The sequence below is a fragment of the Hymenobacter swuensis DY53 genome (assembly GCF_000576555.1).
Classification (GTDB): domain Bacteria; phylum Bacteroidota; class Bacteroidia; order Cytophagales; family Hymenobacteraceae; genus Hymenobacter; species Hymenobacter swuensis.
In genome coordinates this window covers 2,657,637-2,677,855 of record NZ_CP007145.1, presented here as the reverse complement: position 1 = coordinate 2,677,855, position 20,219 = coordinate 2,657,637, and the positions used below count along the sequence as shown (strand labels likewise).

Sequence of the window (20,219 nt, the reverse complement as noted above, 5' to 3'; positions counted from 1 at the left end):
TCCGACATACCACACCTCTACCATCTCAAAATGAAACTAAGCGCGACTCCATTTCACCCGGTAACGGGAGATTTGCTGCCGGCCTATAGGGACGCGTATCTACGCGGTGACCTATCCAGCCAGAATACGGAACTCGTTGACGCGTTCCTTAAAGCAGATAAACAAGTGGCTGATGAAACGCTCAGCCGCTTTTACGAACTCAAACAAAAAGGCCACCAGGTAAAGCCCGTGGGCTGGGTGCAGCGGCAGTTCGAGCTGATGCGCACCGAGCCGGAGCGGTTTCGCCGCCGGGCGGCTTCCCTTATCGTGGGCAGCGCCCTGGTAAGCGGGGCCGTCTTCGCCGGAGCCAACCTGCCCAACACGCCCACGGAAGCCGTGCCGGTTACGAGCGAGTTGGCCGAGTCGGCCGCCGAGGCCAGCGCGTTGCGCGTTTCCACGGTAGCGGGCCGCATTCTGGATGAAAATGGCAAGCCCCTGGTGGGCGCTACTGTGTGGGTGAAAGGCACCCGTACGGGCGTCAGCACGGATGCTGAGGGCCAGTATACGTTGCGCATGGCTGCCGGGCAGCCGGCCACGCTGCAATACGCTTACGCGGGCTACAAGGAAGAGGAAGTGATTCGCTCTAAGGGCGGCACGGCCAACGTCACGCTGCTGCCCCGCACCGGAAAGGCTGCCACGGCTAAAAAGCGCTGGCTGTTTTTTTAACCCGCTAACCCAGCGCGCCGCCAGCTCCGGTAGTTTGTGGGAAGCCGACCGGAACCGGCGGCGCGCTGTGAGCCCGGCCCCTGCGCGCCGGGCATGCCATCCTTGTTCAACGCTTACTCTCACCGCTAACTCAAGCAGTTGCATGCGCATCCCTTTTCTAAACCAGTTGGTGGTGAAAAAAATCACGGGAGATGCCGTGGGCGCTACGCGCTCCAGTGCGGAAACGCTCATTCAGCACCTGCTGCGGGAACTGCCCGAATTAGTGGCCGTCGCGGTGGTGGACACCGCCTCCAGCAAAATGGTAGCCGCTTACACGGCGACGCCCAAATTCGACCCCTACAAGCTTACAGGGCGCAGTACCGACTTGTTTCGGGGGCTGCAGCGGATGCTCGCCGCCCCGTGGCTGCAGGGCCAGCAGGTAACCGATCTGGTAGTGGTGCTCGATGAGCAGCTGCATTGCCTGCGCCCCGTGGGCCAGGGCCGGCAGATCGTCTACCTGGTCGTCCGGTTGGCCGATACGAATATGTCGCTGGTGCGGGACATTCTGCGTCGGCACGCCTTTTAACGTTTCTTTTTTACACTTTCTTTTTTCGCGTTCATGTCCACGTTGACCCCCAACCAAGTAATTCAAAACATCCTGAAAGAACTGCCCTCGCTGGTAGCCGTAGCCGTGGTGGAAACGGAAACGGGTATGCCCCTGGCGCACCATTCGAACCTGGCTTCGTTTGATGCCGAAACGGCTGCCGCTTACAACACGGAGGTAGTAAAGCAGAAGTTAAAAGCCATTCAGGCCCTGAAGCTGAACCAGACCATCCAGGACATCCTGCTGACCCTGACCGACCAGCTGCACCTGCTCAAGCTCTCGGCCGACGGGGGCAAGTTCATCTACCTGGCCGTGAACTCGGCTGATACGAACCTGGCCATGGCGCGTCAGATTGTAAAAAGCCAGGCTGCCGTTCTCAACTAGGGCGCCCCACGCGTGTAGTAGCCGCAGAACGGGCCCGCCGACCAGCTGTTACCAGCTGCCGGCGGGCCCGTTCTGCGTGTGGTGCAGCACGAAACCCGCTACGCAGGCCACACTACAACCAGATAGAACACGAGGTTCAGTTACCGGGCCCGGCGCTTGAGAAAGTAGCGGTTGCGTTCCTCATTGCTGTAGGGCATCACTTCCCAGCCCTGGGCGGCTAGGAAGTTGAGCACGGCCGCCTCATCGGCAAACTCTTTGTCACGGCCGTTCTCCTCATAGCGTTTAAGCTTGGGGTTAGGCGTCACGCCATCCTGTAGGGTCAGCTTACACCCAGCGCCTCCCAGGAAAGTGACGTAGGCCACGCCATACTGCGCGGGAGCAGCCGCAGCGAGCGTTGCGCTGGGGGATTGGGCCAGGACGGCCGGGGTAGCTGCCGACGTGAGCAGCAACAGTAGTAGTAGACGGCTGAACATAGAAGAGGGAGTAGAGGAAGGAATACTAGTGCAGCAGGCAGGCGCAATAATTACGCCATACGGTAGCTGCGGTAAGTCCTAGAATTAGGTAATAAGTAGTTTGATTGCTGCCCGCATCCTCTGCCACGGGCCAGCGCAGCAACTCGCGGGGAGGATGAAAATGGGAGCTACTTGTTTGACTGCTGTGCCGCCAGCAACCAGGCACGCGCGTCCTCGATATTATCGAACATGTGCATGGTAAGCTGGCCCTCGAAGCCCAGCAGCATGGACGTGGCCGACTGGGCCGCCAGCGACTCGGAGCTGACGATGTGGGCGAAGTGGGTCAGGCCGCTGGCAATGGCGCGCGGGGCCCAGTTGGTGACAATCCACTCCACGGCGTGGTCCCAGGGGCCGAGCACCTGGCGGTTGTCGTTGAGCAAGTAGGCGCAGGCGTGTTCCTGCAGCGTGGGCAGGCAGGCATCGGCCCCGGCAATAATGCCGGTGTAGGTCTGGTAGCCGACCCAGTTGTTGTACACCCACTTGTTGGCCGGGTCGTAGGCAATGGTTAGGTAGACCTTGCCAAAGCCGTTAGTCAGGTTAGTAGGCATCGGGGGAAGCGGAAAGGCGTAGGAAGAAAATGCTACCGCAAAGGTAGCTCCGGCAGAGTCAGGAGGCTGGCTACGGCCAACCCCTGTCATCTCCTAAAAGAGCAGCATCACAGCCAACGTAACCAGCCACAGCAAGCCGCTGACCACGGACGTATTCAGGCGGGTTTCGGCCGAAAAGGGTAACAGCAGGCCCAAACTGGCCACCAGCAGCAGCATAATGGGAAACGCCGCCACGGCCGAGTTATAGACGCCGCCCCCGTAGGGCGCAAAAGGCTCCCGGCCGGCGGCTACAGCCGGGGCCTTCACAAGCCGTACCACACGCAGCAGCGGCGTGCGCCATACCGTTAGAGTGCGGGCATCCTGCACCCGAAAGGCCTGGCGTGTGTGCAGCCGAAAGCTGGTGTGGGGCGTAAGGATGCGGTAAGCCATCTGGGGGTTGGAAAGCGTGGCCCCAATAGAAACCGGCCGCCGCTCCAAAATAGGCTCATTGGAAAACTGCTGCAGGGGCAAGGCCCAGTCCAAGGCCAGCACCACACAGAATACCACGGCCGCCCGGTTTACCCAGCGGGCGTTATGCGCCATTTGGGCCATCCGCGCCTCCTCGGCCTCCCGGCGCAGCATGGCCAGCGTACGGGCATCAGGACGATAACCGGTCATGCGGGAGGGGAATGTTGATGATGGAAAAGCAGGAAAACAGGCGGGCTGTTCAGTGGCGCAGGAACCCGAATAACCGAAACTCTACCGGAACATACAACGCCCCGGCTCCTGGCCGGGGCGTTGTATGTTCCGGTAAGAAGCCGCGTGTACGCAGGCAGCGTGGGTGAGAAAACCTAGGCGAACGGCACCAGGGCCGCGAGCAGCGTTGTGGTAATCTGATGCCAGCGGGCGTAGGGCCACATGGTACCGGGGGCAGTAACGCCGGCCTGGATAATTTCACGCCGGGCAGTAAGCAGCCAGCTCAGCAATACGTGGCGGTCTGGCAACGGCTGGCCGGAGTGCAGGGCCTCAGGCCACTCGGCTAAAGGCCATTCCTGTAGAAAGTACTCTGCCTGGTCGACAATACGGGCCAAGCGAGCGGGAGCATATGGGTCGGTGGAAGGCAGGTGACGGGCAGCTCGGTATAAGTCGCGTAGGGCTGTCCGGGCCGGCGGAAAGGCTGTCTTTCCACCCGGCAATGGGGCAGGGTTTTGTTTCATGTGCGCCCACTTACGGCCCTCTTTCGGCGGCCGGATTGCATGGTAGAGCTTCAAAATGAATAAAATTTGGAGTGGGAATTTTTTGCGTTTAAACCGGGTTTAAGGCCGATTTAAGCCGAAAGCTGATGGGGAAGCGTGGTATCGTCGGGCAGTATTTCGGCGCCGGTACCGTGGTCAGGAACGAGACGTTTCCAGGTGGCCTGCTTCAGCTCTTCCAGGCGCGTGAGCGTATCCTGCACCGTGGCGGTTGACCGAAGCTTGTCGAACAGTCCCGACTTCCGGGCCACTTTCAGCAGCTGTTCCACTACCACCGGCAGCACCCAGCCGACCACGCTGGATGCCAACGCCCCGCGCAAGCCAATGCGCAGCAACAGCCGGGTTGCCATCCGCTCCAGCAGTAGTGCCCGGGCGGCCGGCAGGGCTTTTCCCAGCAGAAACTCCCGTACCTGTCGCACGTTGCCTTTTTCTACTTCGGCCCGGAGTACCTCCTGCACCGAATCGAGAGCAGTGCCGGCCACCTTGCGGAACAGCCGGCCGGTCTGCCAGGCCTTAAGGCCGGCAAACTGGCTGGCTGTGCGTATGAAATCGGGCAGGCGCGGAAACGGTGTCATCATCTAATCAGAAACTTACCCGCTTTCGGTGGCTGGCGGTAATCCGGCGAGCCGCTCGTACGTAGTAAGTACCCGCTGTTTACGTGGGCTGCTTGCGCATGTTGTTACTAAGCTTTCATCTTTTTTTGCCGCTATGAACGCAATTATCATCCGTACGCCCGGTGGGCCGGAAGTGCTGGAAGCACACGCCGCTGCACTACCTGTTCCAGCTGCCCACGAGGTCCTGATCCGGGTGGCGGCGGCCGGCGTAAACCGCCCTGATGTACTGCTGCGCCAAGGTAAATACCGGGGCAGCGGCGACGTATCCGGCCTGATTCCGGGCCTGGAAATAGCCGGTACGGTGGTGCAGTGCGGCGCGGAGGTTACGCGCTGGCACCTCGGCGACGCGGTATGTGCGCTGCTGGCCCAGGGCGGCTACGCCGAATACGCCGTAGCGGATGCCCGGCACTGCCTGCCCGTACCCGCCGGCTGGACACTGCCTGAAGCCGCCAGCCTGCCCGAGACAGTATTTACCGTGTGGCACAACGTATTTCAGCGGGGGCAGCTCCAGCCCGACGAAACCCTGCTGGTACACGGCGGCAGCAGTGGTATTGGCGTTACGGCCGTGCAGCTGGCCCACGCCCTGGGCAGCCGGGTGGCCGCCACGGTTGGTAGTCCGGAAAAGGCCGCCGCTGTTCGTGCGCTCGGAGCCGATACCGTCATCAATTATAAGGAAGCAGACTTTGAAGCGGTGCTGGCCGGCACTGGCGGGGTTGATGTGGTGCTGGACATGGTAGGCGGCGACTATACGCCCAAAAACCTGCGCCTGCTGCGCGAAGATGGCCGGCTGGTGTTCATCAATGCCATGCGTGGCGGCCCCGCTGAGTTTAATGCGTTGGACGTTATGGCGCGTCGGCTTACCATCACCGGGAGTACCCTGCGGCCGCGCTCTGCTGACTTTAAGGCGGCCCTGGCCCTAGAGGTGGAGCGGCACGTCTGGCCGCTGCTGGCCAGCGGGGCCGTGCGGCCGGTACTGCATGCTACCCTGCCGCTGGCGCAGGCCGCCGAAGCCCACCGGTTGCTGGAAAGCAGTACCCACATCGGTAAAATCGTGCTTACAGTAGCTGGCTGACCTCGCGGGAAAGTGGTCGGAGTGCAATATTCCCAAAAAAGGACAGTTTTTTTCTTCCTCAAGCACAGCAGCGGCCAACGAAAGACGTCTTTAGTGGTTGTACGAAGGGCCTGCCCGCCGGGCAGCCTCCTGTTCTTTCTGCTCTACCACACCTTAACTTATGTATTCAGCACTTCTTATCGGGGCTACCGGCTTGGTGGGCGACTACCTGTTGCGCCAGTTGCTGCTTGATGACCGGTTTAGCCGCCTGAAAGTATTTACCCGGCGACCAACTGGCTACCAGAACCCCAAACTGGAAGAGCACGTGGTGGATTTCGACCAGCCCCGCAGCTGGAACCACCTGCTCACTGGCGACGTGCTGTTTTCCTCCCTGGGCACTACTCTGCGCCAGGCCGGCGGACAAAAGGCGCAGTATAAAGTAGACTACACCTATCAGTTTCAGGCTGCCCAGGCCGCCGCCGAAAACGGGGTGCCAACCTACGTGCTCATTTCAGCGGCCAATGCTGATCCGGACGCGCTGGTGCTCTACAGCCGTATGAAGGGCGAGCTGGAGCGCGACATAAAACGCCTGCCGTTCCGGCGCATCCGCATTTTGCAGCCCGGTATTCTGGCCGGTAACCGCGCGGCTCCGCGCCTGGGCGAACGGCTGGGGCTGCTGCTGGCCACGGCTGCCGGCACTATTCCGCTGCTGCACGCTTACCGGCCCATCCATGCCCGCACCGTCGCTCAGGCAATGGTCAATGCAGCCGTTGACGAAACTCCCGGGGTCCGGATTGATACGCTGGAAGGTGTATTTCGCCGGGCCGGACAGTCGGCCTGACGCATTCGTTTTCCATAAAAAAGCCTTTTTTATGGAAAACGAATGGAAATAACGGAAACAATAAGCTAGGCCTTCTTCCACTTAATGGTGCAGCCGATGGCTTTGGTAGAGCTGACGGAAGCGGGCTTGCCGGCCACCAGCTCGGTCATGGCGTTTTCCAGGTATTTGGTCTTCACTAGTTTAGCGTCTTCCGAGTTGTCATCAATGGCCCCGATGTAGCTCACCACGAAATCAGTGCTTTGGCGGGTGAGCACGTAGAGGTGGGGCGTGCGGGTAGCGCCGAACTGGTGGGCTACCTGCTGGGTTTCATCCTGCAGATACGGGAAGGCATACTTCTTCTCTTTGGCCCGCTTCTGCATCTCGGCAAACGAGTCGCCGGGTACGGTGGCCGGGTCGTTGGGGTTGATGGCCACTACGGGGTAACCCTGCGGCGCGTATTTGGTGTTCAGGTTGATGATGCGCTGCTCGTAGGCCTTGGCGTAGGGGCAGGTGTTGCAGGTAAACACCACGATGTATCCCTTGGCAGCCTTATTATCGGCCAGGGACACCAGCTTGCCATCCACATTTTTCAGCTTGAAGTCGGCGGCTTTGTCGCCCACCTGATAGCCCGCATCGGCCACGGGACGCAGTATAACGAAGCTGCTGAGGGCCAGCACCAGCAGAGAGGCCAGGAAAGGAAATAGCTTTTTCATGGAAGTGAAAAATGAGGGTGAAAACGAGTTACCGCATGAACGCCTGCAACTGCTTCTGCAACTCCTCGGCGGTGAATTCCTGCTCGAAGGTTATCCGTTTGTGGCGGGCGTTGTTGAGCAGCAGCGTGAACGGCAGGGAGCCGGTCCACTTGGGGTCAATGGTGGTAAGGTAGGTGTTGGGGTCGGTTTCGTTAAGCAGCACTACGTCCGATTTCAGCGCGTTTTTCACTATAAAGGGCTTTACCTTCTTGTCTAGTTGCGAAACGTAGTCCATGCTCACCAGCAGCACTTTCACTTTCTGGTTCTTGTACGTAGTGGTGAGCTTGTCGAAATGGGGTAGTTCCTTCACGCAGGGTCCGCACCAGGTAGCCCAGAAGTTCACCACGTAGGTGGTGTCGGTGGGGCGGGAGAGGCGCTTCTGCAGTTCCGGCAACTTAATCACCTGCACCTGCTGGGCCTGGACTGCCGTGGTAAACAGCAGCAGCGAAACCGCCGCGGCAATCAATTTCAATTGGTTCATGTTCACGGGAAAGGGATTTGCAGGAAAGACAGCGGAAGGCCTTCGGAAGTTGCCGGATGCGCCGTCGTTCTGCTCATCGAGTGAAGTACAAACCTTGCGTACCTTTGTTATTCCTCTGAAAAAACGCCTCTCCACCGGGTTTATGAACAAGAACTATTGCCCCAGCCTCACCGAATACAAGCGCCGCCTCTCCCGGGAAGTGAGCATCGGCGACCTGCCGATGGGCGGCCTGAACCCGATTCGAGTGCAAAGCATGACCACCGTGGACACCATGGACACGCTGGGCTCGGTGGAGCAGACGCTGCGCATGGTAGAAGCCGGCTGCGAGTACGTGCGCATCACGGCCCCTAGCGTGAAGGAGGCCCAAAACCTGCTCGAAATCAAGAAAGAGCTGCGCAAGCGGGGCTGCACCGTGCCGCTCATTGCCGACATTCACTTCACGCCCAACGCCGCCGAGCTGGCCGCCCGCATTGTGGAGAAAGTGCGCGTGAACCCCGGCAACTACGCCGATAAGAAGAAATTCGACGTCATTGAGTACACCGACAGCAGCTACGCCGCCGAGGTGGAGCGCATCCGGGAGCGGTTCCGCCCGCTGGTCCAGATCTGCAAGCAATACGGCACCGCCATGCGCATCGGCACCAACCACGGTTCGTTGTCTGACCGGATTCTGAGTCGGTATGGCGACACGCCACTGGGCATGGTGGAGTCGGCGCTGGAGTTTCTGCGCCTCTGCGAGGAGGAGAACTACTACGACGTGGTGCTGAGCATGAAGGCCAGCAACACCCAGGTGATGGTGCAGGCCTACCGCCTGCTGGTGCAGAAACTCGACGCCGAAGGTCTGCAGCCCTACCCGCTGCACCTGGGCGTGACGGAAGCCGGTGAGGCCGAAGACGGCCGCATTAAGAGCGCCGTGGGCATCGGCACGCTGCTCGAAGACGGCCTCGGCGACACCGTGCGCGTGTCCCTCACCGAAGCCCCCGAAGCTGAAGCCCCCGTGGCCAAAGCCCTAATTGACCGGTACACTAAACGGGCCCAGGAAGCACGGCCGATTAAGCCGTTGGCCGTTGTCAGCAGGGAGTACGACACTGACAACCAGCAACTGACAACTGACAAATCGCTCATTCCCATCGACCCCTTCCAGTACCATCGCCGCACCACGCGGGAGGTGCTGAACCTGGGCGGGCAGAACGTGCCCCGGGTGCTGGTGGATATTTCCCGCCTCTCGTCGGTGGAATATGCCGATCTGCGCGCCGTGGGCCATCTGTATTCGGCCTTCCTCGACAAGTTTCAGATGAACGACCTGGGGGCCGACTACCTGTACTCGGGCCAACGGCCGGTGCCGTTCATGCTGCCCAATGGCCTCAAGGAAGTGGTAGACTACACCGCCTGGCTCGACGCCGGCCAGCGCCCCGACCATTACCCGGTGCTTACCCAGGCCGAGTACGCTACTGCCAGTGCCCGCCACCCGGAGCTGAATTTCGTGCGCCAGACCCTCGACTCGCTCACGCCCGCCGCCCTGCAGCAGTTGCGCGACGACGCCACGGCCGTTATCATCCTCGCCACCGACAACGCCCACGCCATGCCCGAAATCCGCCGGGCGTTCTTCGAGCTGCTGAATAACGCGGTGCCCAACCCCGTCATCATTCAGCGCCAGTACCCGGCCCTCACGCCCGAGCAAACCCAGCTCTACGCCGCCACCGACGTGGGCGGCCTGCTCCTCGACGGCCTCGGCGACGGCGTGGTGCTGAGTACCGAGCTGCTGCCCGAGCGCCCGAAAGAGGAGTGGCTGACTACGCTGGACCAGCTCAACCAGCTCAGCTTCGGCATCCTGCAGGCAGCCCGCACCCGCATGTCCAAAACCGAGTACATCAGTTGCCCCAGCTGCGGCCGTACCCTGTTCGATTTGCAGGAAACCACCGCCATGATCCGCAAGCGCACCGACCACCTCAAGGGCGTGAAAATCGGCATCATGGGCTGCATCGTGAATGGTCCCGGCGAAATGGCCGACGCCGACTACGGCTACGTGGGCGTCGGTAAAGGCAAAATTGCCCTCTACCGCGGCCAGGAAGTCATCAAGAAATCTGTACCCGAAGAACGCGCCGTGGACGAGTTGATTGAGCTCATGCGCGAAGACGGCCGCTGGCTGGAAAAGGAGTTGCTGGAAGAGCCGGTGGTAGGGTAGGCGAGTCTAAATAAATTGGAAACGGGATTGGGCTGTATGGTTCAATCCCGTTTTTGGCTTGTAACCAAGAGTAACTATGCTGGATTTTTATCTGATTCCCGACAGCCAGAATATTTCGAGTAAGGGCTTAACGCTGGAGCGTATTGGCGGTATTGAATACGAGGCGTTTATCGAATTGCAAGCAGCCGGAATTATCGAATCGTGGCTTGATTACTACAGTGAATTTCGTTGGGGCAATGAGTTGATTATCCGCAAACAACAGCAGCTGCACCAGTTGCCCGCAACTGCCGTGCACTCAGGCACGCGTACGGTATTTGCGACACTTATCCAGTTGGCAGCGCAGGCGCATTGTGGCTTGCTGGCACAGGGTGATTGAACTACGAATCCCACATTGATGATGACGGATATACAAAAAATGCAGGCGGCACTGGAGGCGGCTGGTATCAACGTCCAGAAGCATCGCGAGCCCCTGCGCCTCGAAAATGCTGAGTTAATGAAGCAGTGGGGCATTCCGGTGGAGGTACAGCAGCTGTTGGCGGAGTTTTCTTTCGATACCGATCTGGCAATCGGGGAGGTGCATTTCGATCAGGTGAATGGCCTGAAGAAGAAAATGGAGTGGGAGGACGATTTTCAGCGGGCCCTGCAGGCTGATTTGCTGTTGGTAGGCAGCGGCTCAACCGGCGACCCGGTGGCGCTGGATATCCGGGATTCGCAGGTAGGCTACCTGTTTCACGATTATTTCTGGGAGGAGGAAGCCGAAGACCCGCGCAAGTTCTTTATCAAGCTCAATTGCTCCCTGGGGCAGCTTTTCTGGAACACCCAGTTTGTGGATGATTATCCGGTGGATGCTTATGAAGCAGCCGCGTACATGGGCGCGGAGTTTACCGGCTATTGGAACCCCGACGAGGCTTAAAAACACCTGCGCCGCTTATTCGTCTGCTTACACCCGTGAAACTACGCGTGATTTTAACTGGCACGACTGGCTCGGTGGGGGAAAAAGGAACAGGTTGAATAATTGCTGAACTGCTTCCAAGGCCCTATAGGCAGCTAAACTGCAAAAAAGAATGCCAGTCTGCGGTATAACCTGGGCGGGCAGAACTGCCAGCGGGTTTTTATGCAGCGACGCTTCCTGCCAGGGAAGTGGCGAGAATATACTGTGGGATAGATTGTCAATAATTCTGGCATTGCAAAATTGAATTATTTGGACTTATAATTCAGGTTGCCTGCTGCGCATGCATCGATGGGGGCTGCTGAGCGACTACACAATAACATAAGGGCCATTTCTTGACTAGGGACTATGCAATCGTTTGTGGAAACGGTTGCGGTACTTTCATTTATAATGTTTTGCTCAAGGGGTTATGCCTGGTTCAAAGGTCTGCTATATTCCTAAAGCAACCGGTTTTAGTACTACACGCCCCGCTTCTCTTTCTGGCAGCAGAAGATCCTGATTGAAGAAAGAGAAATGGTATTATATCTATAGCAGTTTGATGCCGCGCGGTGGGTGTTGCCTCCGCCACTAGGCGGGTAGCCTGACTAAAACTGAGTTCACTCATATTTCCACTGCTTCGCTCATTCGCCTATGCCCAGACCCGCCTGACCTGCTTCTGCCACCGCTGCGCCGATGGCTACCCATTGCATCCCCCTGTTCCTCGCTTTACCTCACAAAATTCCCATGCCATGAAAACAACCACTACCCTTGCCGCCTTGGCGCTGACGGTGCTCAGCCTGAGTGCCTCGGCACAGATACCACTGGTGTATACCACCGAAAACACCGGCGGCAGTTGCGTTGCGCCGCCCTTGCCGGCTTTTGGCCAGCTGCCGACGGTGCAGCCGCTAACGGACCCGTTTATGAAGTCCGACAACTCCAGCCGCTCTACCAGCTTTAGCGACTGGGAGTGCCGCCGCAACGAAATCAAGGCCGAAATCGAGAACTACGAAATCGGTACCAAGCCGCCCCGGCCCCAGAATATCACGGCCAGCTACGCCGCCGGTACCACGCCAAATACCGGCATCCTGACGGTGAACGTGACCGAAAATGGCCAGACGCTTACTCTTACTTCAGAAGTAGTGCTGCCGGCTGGCGGCACTGGGCCATTTCCGGCCGTCATCGGCATGAACAGTGCTACCGGGAGCATCCCGGGCACGGTGTTTACCAGCCGCAACGTGGCCACCATCCGCTTCAACCACAACCAGGTCACGGCCTACGGCAACCCGCAGCAAACCGACCCTTACTATCGCCTCTATCCCAGCCAGACGCTGGCCAACTCGGGGCAGTATAGCGCCTGGGCCTGGGGCGTGAGTCGGCTTATCGACGGGCTGGAGCTGGTGCAGACCACGCTGCCCATCAACCTGCGCCGCTTGGCCGTGACGGGCTGCTCCTACGCCGGCAAAATGGCCCTGTTTTCCGGGGCCTTCGACGAGCGAATTGCCCTCACTATTGCCCAGGAATCGGGTGGGGGAGGCGCGCCGGCCTGGCGGGTATCCGAAACGTTGGGCGCGGTGGAAAAGCTCGGGGCCACCGACTACCGCTGGTTCAAAGACGACATGCAGCAGTTTCAGGGTACGAACGTAGCCAAACTCCCGCACGACCACCACGAGCTGATGGCCATGATTGCCCCCCGGGCCTTGCTGGTAACGGCCAATACCGACTTCGAGTGGCTGGCCAACCCCGCGGCCTATGTGTCGGCGCGGGCCGCGCACGTAGTCTGGAACACGTTCGGTATCGGCGACCGGTTCGGCTTTTACATTGATGGCGGCCACAATCACTGCGCCGTGCCGGCCACGCAGCAGCCGGCCGTGGAGGCGTTTGTCGAGAAGTTTCTGCTTGGTAATACTACTGTCAACACCAATATCACTGTGCATCCCTATCCGCAGGTTAATTATCTGCGCTGGTACCAGTGGTGGGGCACCAGCACACCCACGCTGCCGGCCGAACCGTTGGGCAAACGCTACTGGCTGGAAGCCGAGTGTGCCACGGTAGGAACAAGCTGGAACGTGGTGGCCGACACGTCTGCCTCCAACGGAAGCTACGTGAAGGTACAAAGCGGCCTGAGCAGCCCGAACACGGCCCCAACCGCCGCCGCCGCCCTGCTGACTCTGCCCTTTACCGTGGACAGCGCCGCCACCTACAATTACCTGGCCCGCCTGAATGTCCCGGCCACGGAGGAGTATGGCTACTGGATAAAAGTGGATAACGAGCCTTTTCAGGCAGTGACCAGCCAACTGGCTACAAACCCAAGCTTCGAGAACGGCCTGACCGGCTGGACAACGCTCAATTCCAGTGGTGCCACCATCACGGCCAACACGGTAGCGTCGGAAGCCCACAGCGGCACGGGCTCGATGAAAGTAGTCAACCCGACCGCCCAACCCGGTAACCAGTGGCGCGTGCAGGTAACCAGTGCGGCCTTTCCGACTACCATTGGTAAGCAGTATCAGATTTCTTACTGGGTAAGAGCGGCGTCTCCCGGCGGCTCTATCCGCTTATCCACTGGCCCCAGCAGCCCCCAATATCAAGCCGACCAAGCCATTGGCACGGCGTGGCAGCAAGTGACTTGGACCATCACCACCTCGCTGGCCTCCACCACTTTTCTGTTTGATATGGGACAGGTGGCCACTACCTATTACATCGACGACGTCAGCATAAGAGAGGTAGGCGCAACGGCTGGCTGGCGCTGGCTGAAACTGAAGGAAGGGGCCTTAACAGTCGGCGCACACTCACTCACTATTGGCTACAACGCCGGTGGTAATGCGCAGTTAGACAAGGTGGTAGTAGCAACTTCCACCGCGGCCATCACGGGTAAAGGACCAGCGGCTACCAACTGCCGCGTCACGGCCACGACCACTGCATCGGCCCAATCGACTATCGACGTATTCCCCAACCCTACTGCTAATCAGGTCGTCGTGAAGTTGGGGGCCAATGCTACGCACGTCAAGCATATCGAGGTGCTGGACCTCGTGGGCCGCACGGTGGGGCGGGTGAGCGTAGAGAAGCAGAGCACACTCAACATCCCGCGCGGGCAGCTGCAACCGGGTGTGTACCTGCTACGCTTCATCGGCGACACCAGCGAAACCCAGCGCATCGTCTTTCAATAAAGCCAGGCGAGCTTAGCCGCTGCCTGGTGGCCAGGTAAGTGGGTGCCATTGGTACCCGTGCCTGGCCTGCCGCAACTGATACTCCAAACAGGCCGCCGGTGTTCCGGCGGCCTGTTTGCGTTTGGGTAGAGGAGTAACGTTAAGTAGGGGTGGGAAATCCTGACCACACTGGCTACACCGAATTCGTATCGGCGTAACGGGCATCCTCTATGGAGCTTTTACCCCGTTATCAGCCAGCTTTGATGAGCATCATCAGGAACTGGTTACCGAGAGAGGATGCTGTAGTTTCTGCCGTTTAAAGCATAACTATGCCTCATCCGTCCTCCCCAGCATGAAACTACGCGTGATTCTGACCGGCACGACCGGTATGGTGGGAGAAGGGGTGCTGCTGGAGTGCTTGCATAACCCCGATGTGGAGCAGGTGCTCAGCATCAGCCGCCGGCCCAGCGGGCACCAGCACCCCAAGCTGCGGGAGCTGCTGCACGAGGATTTCCAGAACCTCACGCCCATTCAGGACCAGCTGCGGGGCTACAACGCCTGCTTTTTCTGCCTGGGCGTATCGTCGGTGGGGATGCAGGAGCCGGAGTACCGCCGCCTTACCCACGACCTCACCCTGCACTTCGCCCAGACGCTGCTGGCCCACAACGGCCCCAACCTCACGTTCTGCTACGTTTCGGGCTCCGGCACCGACGACACGCTGCGCAGCCGCCAGATGTGGGCCCGCGTGAAGGGAGAAACCGAAAACGAGCTGCGGCAGCTGGGGTTCCGGCAGGCGTTTATATTCCGGCCCGGTTTCCTGCGGGCCACGCCCGGCCAGCGGCACGTGCTGTCGTACTACAAGTATTTCGGCTGGCTGTATCCGGTAGTGCGGGGCCTGGCCCCCAAGTATGCCTCCACGCTGACGGAGTTGGGTCAGGCCATGCTGTACGTCGCCCAACGTGGCTATGCCAAGCCGGTACTGGAAGTGCGCGACATTGTGGCGGCAGCAAAAGGGTAGCCATAGAACGGTGTAGTGACGCGACACTTCGCGTCGCGTCGTTGCTGACGTTGTGTAACAGGCGCGGCGCGTGCCAGTCGGTCAACAACAAAGCACGCGCCACCCAGCTCGCTTACACAATGGGTTTGCGCTTGTGCAGGAACTTCTGCTTGAGCCACAGAAACGGCACACCCAGCCCCACGATAAAGCCCCAGTCGGCCCCGAAACGCTCCAGGCCTTCCAGGGCCAGCGGCCAGTTGCCCACGGCCAGGCCCGCCCCGATCAGGGCAGCGGCCGGGATGAAGGCCATGGCAATGAGCGGCCCGGCCTGGAAGCTCCGCCGGAAGGCTGCCAGCATCACCACGCCAGCCAGCGCCCCGGCCGCCGATAGCAGCAATTCCATCAGGCCGGGGTGCGACAGGTTCTTGACCTCGGAGTTTTCGGCCAGCAGCCGGCCCGTGGTTTCGCCGGCCGCTACCAGCCAGTACGTGGTCAGGGCCGCCGTGCCAATCAGGACGGCGTAGCCGGTGAGCGTGGATTGAATGCCGCGCCAGACCACAATCCAGCGGCGCAGCACCAACCCCACCGGCACCTTGGTCATGGGGTCGAAGCCGGGGGCAATGATGGCGGAAGCCGTGAAGGCCACTGCCTGCGGTACTGGTTCCGACACCAACCCAATGGCGCAAATCAGCCCACCCAACGCCATCAGCAGCAGGTAGTTGGTGGTGATGGCGCCCTGGTGGCGCAGGCCGCTTTCCATTTCCTCCCAAATGGCCTCGTCCTTATCGTCGACGATAGTCTGGTGGACGGCCGGGGCAATGAAACTGGCCGCCTCGCTGGTTACCACGCTCAAATCGTTCTTGTGCGCCACGGCGGCGCGGGCCCGGCGCAGCACCTCATCGGCCCCGCGGTTGAGCACGTGCACAATCAGCACGTCGCCGGCGGGCTTGCGCGAGGCCCCGAACTGCACGCTCAGGCCGATAACGTCTTCCAGTTCCGTGAGTTGCTGGCACAGCCCTTCGGTGACAGGAGCGGGCACGGTAATTTCCAGGGTTCGATGCATAGGCGGTAGTAGCGGCGTAAAGCCGGCCGCGCAGGCAGCCAGGCTAGCCTATACGTACGACCATTGGCGCCCACTGTTCTGGCCGGGCCTTTTTTACTGCTCCTAGCCGGGTTACTTGCACTTCTCCTTGCGCCGCGTGTCGATGATGTGGGCAATGCGCCAGCCGTCGGCCAGCTTCACCAGCTGAAACGAGTTGTAGCCGCAGTGGCTAAAGGTGCTGCCCAGGTAGAACTCGTAGGGTGTCCAGACGCTGGCCAGGTTGGCGTCGATAAGTACTTTGTCGAACGTGATGCGCTCATCCCACACTTCCTTGTGCGGCGTGCCCACAGCCTTCACAAAGTCGGAGGGGTTTTCGGGGCGCAGCTGGGTCTGGCCGTTTTTGGCGGCGAGGGTGTGAAACACCGCCCCCGGTGCCAGTGTGGCACGCACGGCGGCACTGTCGCCGCGGCGCATCCCGTCGAAAAACCGGCGGATGGTTTGCTGCACGGCTTCGGTTTCGACGGCGGGCTTGGTTTGGGCGAAGGTGGCCGAAGCGGTTAGCAGCATCGGCAGCAGGAGCAGAGGCTTCATCAGTTGGGTAGGAGGGTGATGCGTGCAAGGTAACGGAATGTCAGGGAGGGGTGCCGCAGATTCTTGCGAGTAGCTGGGCGGTGTAGAGACGCAATAGTTGGAGTCTCGTCATTGCTGATGTTGTTTATCCGGTGCAGTTCCGCTCTTTCAACGAGGAGACTCCAACTATTGCGTCTCTACACCGCCCGGCAGCCCGCAGCTTGATAAAATTATGGCCTGCCGCCATTGCCATCGGGAAGCCGCCTACTTTTGCGGATTGCCGCAGTTTCGGCAGCTTTCCTCGCGCCTCTCCCATGACGTTTTCCCGCACCTTTGACCTGCTCGCTCACCTGGCCTACACCACCCCCGAGGCCGATTGCCTGGTAGCAAAAAAGGACGAGCAGTGGCAGCCGCTGAGTGCCGCCAAGGTGCAGGAAATGAGCAACCACGCTAGCCTGGGCCTGCGCGCCCTGGGCGTGCGGGCCGCCGATAAAGTGGCCATCATCTGCCCCAACCGCCCCGAGTGGGTGGTGGCCGATATGGGTATTGCCCAGCTGGGGGCCGTGAGCGTGCCCATGTACCCCACTATCACGGTGGAAGACTACCGCCACATTTTTCAGGATGCCGGCGTGCGCGTGGTGCTGGTGGAGGGCGAAAAGCTGCTGGCCCGGGTGCAGGAGGCCGTGGCCAGGCTGCCGCACGGCCCCGAGCACATCCTTACCTTCGAGCCCACGCCCGGCCACCGCTCCTTCGCCGACCTGCTGGCCCTGGGTGCCGCCGCCGACGTGGCCGCGCTGGAGCCCCTGAAAGCCGCCGTGCAGCCCGACGACCTGCTCACGCTCATCTACACCTCCGGCACCACCGGCCGGCCCAAGGGCGTGATGCTCAGCCACCGCAACATCCTGTTCAACTGCCAGAACCTGCTGAGCTACCTGCCGCTGTCCCCGGGCCACAAAACCCTCAGCTTTCTGCCCCTGAGCCACATTTTCGAGCGCACGGCCACCTTCCTGTACCTGCAGCTGGGCTTCAGCATCTACTACGCCGAAAGCGTGGAGCGCATTGCCGACAACCTGCGCGAGGTGCAGCCCCACGTATTCACCACGGTGCCCCGCCTGCTCGAAAAAATCTACGACAAGATTGTAGCCACTGGCCAGCAACTCACCGGCCTCAAGCGCAAGCTGTTCTTCTGGGCCCTCGACCTGGGGCTGCGCTACGACACCCAAAAAGACCAGGGCGCGTGGTACAACGCCCAGCTGGCCCTGGCCAATAAGCTGGTGTTCAGCAAGTGGCGGGCGGCCATGGGCGGGCAGGTGCGCTACATCGTGAGCGGGGGCGGGGCCCTGCAGCCGCGGCTGGCGCGGGTGTTCTGGGCCGCCGGCATCCGGGTGATGGAAGGCTACGGCATGACGGAAACCTCGCCCGTTATTGCCGCCAGCCAGCCCGTGCCCGAGGGCAACCTCATCGGGGCCGTGGGGCCGGTACTGCCGGGCGTGGAAGTAAAAATTGCCGCCGACGGCGAAATCCTGACCCGCTCGCCCTCCGTGATGCAGGGCTACTACCAGCGCCCCGACCTCACGGCCGAAGTCATCGACGCCGAGGGCTGGCTGCACACCGGCGACATCGGCGAGCTGGTGCAGGGCCGCTTCCTCAAAATCACGGACCGCAAAAAGGAGATGTTCAAGACCTCTAACGGCAAGTATGTGGCCCCGCAGCCGCTGGAGTCGCGCCTGTCGGAGTCGCCGCTGGTGGAGCAGGTGATGGTGCTGGGCGAGGGCGAAAAGTACGCCGCTGCCCTGCTGGTGCCCGCCTTCACCGAGCTGCGCGCCTGGGCCCGGCAGCACCAGCTCCCTGCCGACCTCTCCGATGCTGCCCTGGCCGCCCACGCCCAGGTACGCCAGCTCTACGAGCAGCTGGTGCAGCAAACCAATGCCGCCTTTGCCCAGTGGGAGCAGATCAAGAAAATCGAGCTGCTGCCCGCCCTCTGGAGCGTGGAATCGGGCGAGCTGACGCCTACGCTCAAAGTGCGCCGCAAAATCATCAGCCAAAACAACCAGCAGCGCATTGAGAACCTGTTTCGGGGGTAGCCAGGTTGTAGAGACGCAATAGCTGGAGTCTCGTCGTTGCTGACGTTGGAGCCGTTTACACGACCCCTTGGAACGTGTCATGCTGAGCTTGCCGAAGCATCTCTACCGCTTCGCCTGCACCGATTCAACGAAGCGGTAGAGATGCTCCGACAGGCTCAGTATGACGGCCTTGCGCATGACGGTCTAGTGGTCAAAACATCAAGGTGCCGGCCGTTCAACGACGAGACTCCAGCTATTGCGTCTCTACGCCACACGCTGCCAGTTTACAGCCCGCGGGCAAATCTTTTCCGGGGCCCGGGTGTTATCTTTCCGAACCCGAATCCAACTGCCTCATGCGTAAAGACCTGTTTAATTTCGGCCCGATGCTCGGGTACTTTTTCCGCAAAAACGACCCCACGCGCCACACCAATTTCAACCTGCGCACCATGCACTTCATCAATAAGCTGAGCATGGCCATGTTTCTGGTGGGCCTCATCGTGTTGATTTACCGCTGGTTTATCCGGTAATTTAGTTGTCAGGTGATGGTTGCCAGTTGTCAGGGGTTGCTGTAAGGTATCCTGACTGGCAACTGACACCTAACAACTGACACCCACCACCTGACAACTCTCCGAGTGAACATCGAAGACTTCCGCGACTATTGCCTGCTCAAAGCCGGCGTGACCGAAGAAACGCCTTTCGGCCCCGAAACGCTGGTGTTCAAAGTCGGCGGCAAAGTGTTTGCCCTCACCGACATCGAAACCTTCGGCAGCATCAACCTCAAGTGTGACCCGGAGCGCGCCCAGGAGCTGCGCGAGCAGCACGAGTACGTGCTGCCCGGCTACCACATGAACAAGAAGCACTGGAACACGGTGCTCATCGGGACGGGCGCGCCGGAGCGGCAACTGCGCGAGCTGATCGACCATTCATACGACCTGGTGCGCGCATCCCTGCCCAAAAAGCAGCGCGACGAATTGGCCGCTACCGAGCAATAACGCGCCACTCAGACGCAAAAGCGGCTTCGGCCGCTTTTTTTTGAACCTGGTTGTAACTTCAGTGGTTACAATGCTACCTTTGTCGCACCAAGTCCCGGAAGCCACGACCGTCTCGCCGGGGTTTCCTCTTTCAGATTATGCAGATCAGCAGCCGTTTTTCCGTCGCCGTCCATGTGCTTTCCCTGCTGGCTTTGCCGGAGCAGGATGGCGTGCCGCTGACCTCGGAGCGCATGGCGGGCAGCGTGAACACCAATCCGGTAGTGATTCGGCGGATTCTGGGGCAGCTCAAGAAGGCCGGTCTGGTGGAAGTGCGGCCGGCTTCGGGCGGTACGTTCCTCACGCGCCAGCCGGCCACCATCACGCTGCTGGAGGTATACCGGGCCGTGGAAGTGGTGGAGGCAGGCCAGCTGTTCAGCGTCCACGACAAGCCCAACCCGGCCTGCTTGGTGGGCCGCCATATTCAGTCGGCGCTGGATGACACGCTGCAGCGCGCCCAGACGGCCCTGGAGCAGGTGCTGGCCCACACCACCCTGCAGCAGGTCACCACCGACATTGCGGCCAAAGCTCTTATTTCCTGACTTTTTTTTGCGCCTGATTGTAACCGTATTGGTTACAACGTG

At 60.4% G+C, this 20,219-nt stretch carries 23 protein-coding genes; 14 read left to right on the top strand and 9 right to left on the bottom strand.

The genetic code is table 11. The features are described from left to right. Window positions 1-30 precede the first annotated feature (30 nt). From HSW_RS12895 to HSW_RS12885, 3 genes are all read left to right on the top strand, one after another. On the top strand, window positions 31-705 hold the full coding sequence (locus HSW_RS12895; protein WP_081768380.1) for a carboxypeptidase-like regulatory domain-containing protein: 675 nt from the start codon (window positions 31-33) through the stop codon (window positions 703-705). Between the two features lie 142 nt (window positions 706-847). Beyond that, on the top strand, window positions 848-1,270 hold the full coding sequence (locus HSW_RS12890) for a hypothetical protein (RefSeq protein ID WP_044002267.1): 423 nt from the start codon (window positions 848-850) through the stop codon (window positions 1,268-1,270). 33 nt (window positions 1,271-1,303) lie between these two features. Continuing rightward, a complete protein-coding gene (locus HSW_RS12885) occupies window positions 1,304-1,672 on the top strand; it encodes a hypothetical protein (RefSeq protein WP_044002063.1) in 369 nt (122 codons plus the stop codon). Between the two features lie 140 nt (window positions 1,673-1,812). Here HSW_RS12885 and HSW_RS12880 read toward each other — a convergent pair whose 3' ends face one another. The 5 genes from HSW_RS12880 to HSW_RS12860 all read right to left on the bottom strand — a co-directional run bounded on the left by HSW_RS12880 (window position 1,813) and on the right by HSW_RS12860 (window position 4,542). Further along, entirely contained in the window at window positions 1,813-2,145 is a 333-nt protein-coding gene (locus HSW_RS12880; RefSeq protein ID WP_044002266.1) for a hypothetical protein, read from the bottom strand. A gap of 167 nt (window positions 2,146-2,312) precedes the next feature. Then, the gene (locus HSW_RS12875) at window positions 2,313-2,732 is read right to left on the bottom strand and encodes a hypothetical protein (protein WP_044002265.1); all 420 of its coding nucleotides are present in this window, start codon (window positions 2,730-2,732) and stop codon (window positions 2,313-2,315) included. A 93-nt stretch (window positions 2,733-2,825) separates the two neighbouring features. Continuing rightward, on the bottom strand, window positions 2,826-3,389 hold the full coding sequence (locus HSW_RS12870; protein ID WP_044002264.1) for a hypothetical protein: 564 nt from the start codon (window positions 3,387-3,389) through the stop codon (window positions 2,826-2,828). Window positions 3,390-3,562: 173 nt separating this feature from the next. Next, window positions 3,563-3,928, bottom strand: a complete 366-nt coding sequence (locus tag HSW_RS12865; RefSeq protein ID WP_155832963.1) for a hypothetical protein — start codon at window positions 3,926-3,928, stop codon at window positions 3,563-3,565. Window positions 3,929-4,038: 110 nt separating this feature from the next. Then, on the bottom strand, window positions 4,039-4,542 hold the full coding sequence (locus tag HSW_RS12860; protein ID WP_155832962.1) for a hypothetical protein: 504 nt from the start codon (window positions 4,540-4,542) through the stop codon (window positions 4,039-4,041). Between the two features lie 130 nt (window positions 4,543-4,672). On the opposite strand from HSW_RS12860, the gene HSW_RS12855 reads away from it, so the two are divergent. Both HSW_RS12855 and HSW_RS12850 read left to right on the top strand, forming a co-directional pair. After that, complete coding sequence (locus HSW_RS12855) at window positions 4,673-5,650, top strand: NAD(P)H-quinone oxidoreductase (protein WP_044002261.1); 978 nt, start codon at window positions 4,673-4,675, stop codon at window positions 5,648-5,650. 160 nt (window positions 5,651-5,810) lie between these two features. Beyond that, window positions 5,811-6,470, top strand: coding sequence for an NAD(P)H-binding protein (locus tag HSW_RS12850; RefSeq protein WP_044002260.1), 660 nt, complete (start codon window positions 5,811-5,813; stop codon window positions 6,468-6,470). 65 nt (window positions 6,471-6,535) lie between these two features. Here the strand turns inward: HSW_RS12850 and HSW_RS12845 are convergent, their stop codons facing one another. Next, window positions 6,536-7,162, bottom strand: a complete 627-nt coding sequence (locus HSW_RS12845) for a thioredoxin family protein (protein WP_044002259.1) — start codon at window positions 7,160-7,162, stop codon at window positions 6,536-6,538. A gap of 28 nt (window positions 7,163-7,190) precedes the next feature. Continuing rightward, entirely contained in the window at window positions 7,191-7,682 is a 492-nt protein-coding gene (locus HSW_RS12840) for a TlpA disulfide reductase family protein (protein WP_044002258.1), read from the bottom strand. 142 nt (window positions 7,683-7,824) lie between these two features. Between HSW_RS12840 and ispG the strand changes: the two genes are divergently transcribed. The 5 genes from ispG (at window position 7,825) to HSW_RS12815 (ending at window position 14,953) form a co-directional block, all read left to right on the top strand. Next, complete coding sequence (gene ispG / locus HSW_RS12835; RefSeq protein ID WP_044004668.1) at window positions 7,825-9,864, top strand: (E)-4-hydroxy-3-methylbut-2-enyl-diphosphate synthase; 2,040 nt, start codon at window positions 7,825-7,827, stop codon at window positions 9,862-9,864. Between the two features lie 76 nt (window positions 9,865-9,940). After that, complete coding sequence (locus HSW_RS12830) at window positions 9,941-10,240, top strand: hypothetical protein (RefSeq protein ID WP_044002257.1); 300 nt, start codon at window positions 9,941-9,943, stop codon at window positions 10,238-10,240. Between the two features lie 21 nt (window positions 10,241-10,261). Continuing rightward, complete coding sequence (locus HSW_RS12825) at window positions 10,262-10,777, top strand: hypothetical protein (RefSeq protein ID WP_044002256.1); 516 nt, start codon at window positions 10,262-10,264, stop codon at window positions 10,775-10,777. A 764-nt stretch (window positions 10,778-11,541) separates the two neighbouring features. After that, window positions 11,542-13,956: a glucuronyl esterase domain-containing protein gene (locus tag HSW_RS23540; RefSeq protein ID WP_071883106.1), complete on the top strand. Its 2,415-nt coding sequence runs from the start codon at window positions 11,542-11,544 to the stop codon at window positions 13,954-13,956. Window positions 13,957-14,287: 331 nt separating this feature from the next. Continuing rightward, window positions 14,288-14,953 (top strand): Rossmann-fold NAD(P)-binding domain-containing protein, encoded by a 666-nt coding sequence (locus HSW_RS12815; protein ID WP_044002255.1) that lies wholly within the window; start codon window positions 14,288-14,290, stop codon window positions 14,951-14,953. A gap of 112 nt (window positions 14,954-15,065) precedes the next feature. Here HSW_RS12815 and HSW_RS12810 read toward each other — a convergent pair whose 3' ends face one another. Both HSW_RS12810 and HSW_RS12805 read right to left on the bottom strand, forming a co-directional pair. Further along, window positions 15,066-15,995, bottom strand: a complete 930-nt coding sequence (locus tag HSW_RS12810; protein WP_044002254.1) for a DUF389 domain-containing protein — start codon at window positions 15,993-15,995, stop codon at window positions 15,066-15,068. Between the two features lie 111 nt (window positions 15,996-16,106). Continuing rightward, on the bottom strand, window positions 16,107-16,565 hold the full coding sequence (locus HSW_RS12805) for a nuclear transport factor 2 family protein (RefSeq protein WP_044002253.1): 459 nt from the start codon (window positions 16,563-16,565) through the stop codon (window positions 16,107-16,109). A gap of 293 nt (window positions 16,566-16,858) precedes the next feature. On the opposite strand from HSW_RS12805, the gene HSW_RS12800 reads away from it, so the two are divergent. From HSW_RS12800 to HSW_RS12790, 4 genes are all read left to right on the top strand, one after another. Beyond that, window positions 16,859-18,628: an AMP-dependent synthetase/ligase gene (locus tag HSW_RS12800; RefSeq protein WP_044002252.1), complete on the top strand. Its 1,770-nt coding sequence runs from the start codon at window positions 16,859-16,861 to the stop codon at window positions 18,626-18,628. 332 nt (window positions 18,629-18,960) lie between these two features. After that, a complete protein-coding gene (locus HSW_RS24560) occupies window positions 18,961-19,134 on the top strand; it encodes a DUF6728 family protein (RefSeq protein ID WP_197031874.1) in 174 nt (57 codons plus the stop codon). 105 nt (window positions 19,135-19,239) lie between these two features. Next, complete coding sequence (locus HSW_RS12795) at window positions 19,240-19,599, top strand: MmcQ/YjbR family DNA-binding protein (protein ID WP_044002251.1); 360 nt, start codon at window positions 19,240-19,242, stop codon at window positions 19,597-19,599. A 137-nt stretch (window positions 19,600-19,736) separates the two neighbouring features. Beyond that, window positions 19,737-20,177 carry an Rrf2 family transcriptional regulator gene (locus HSW_RS12790; protein WP_044002250.1) on the top strand — a complete coding sequence of 147 codons (441 nt, stop codon included), beginning with the start codon at window positions 19,737-19,739 and terminating at the stop codon, window positions 20,175-20,177. The last annotated feature ends 42 nt before the right edge of the window (window positions 20,178-20,219 follow it).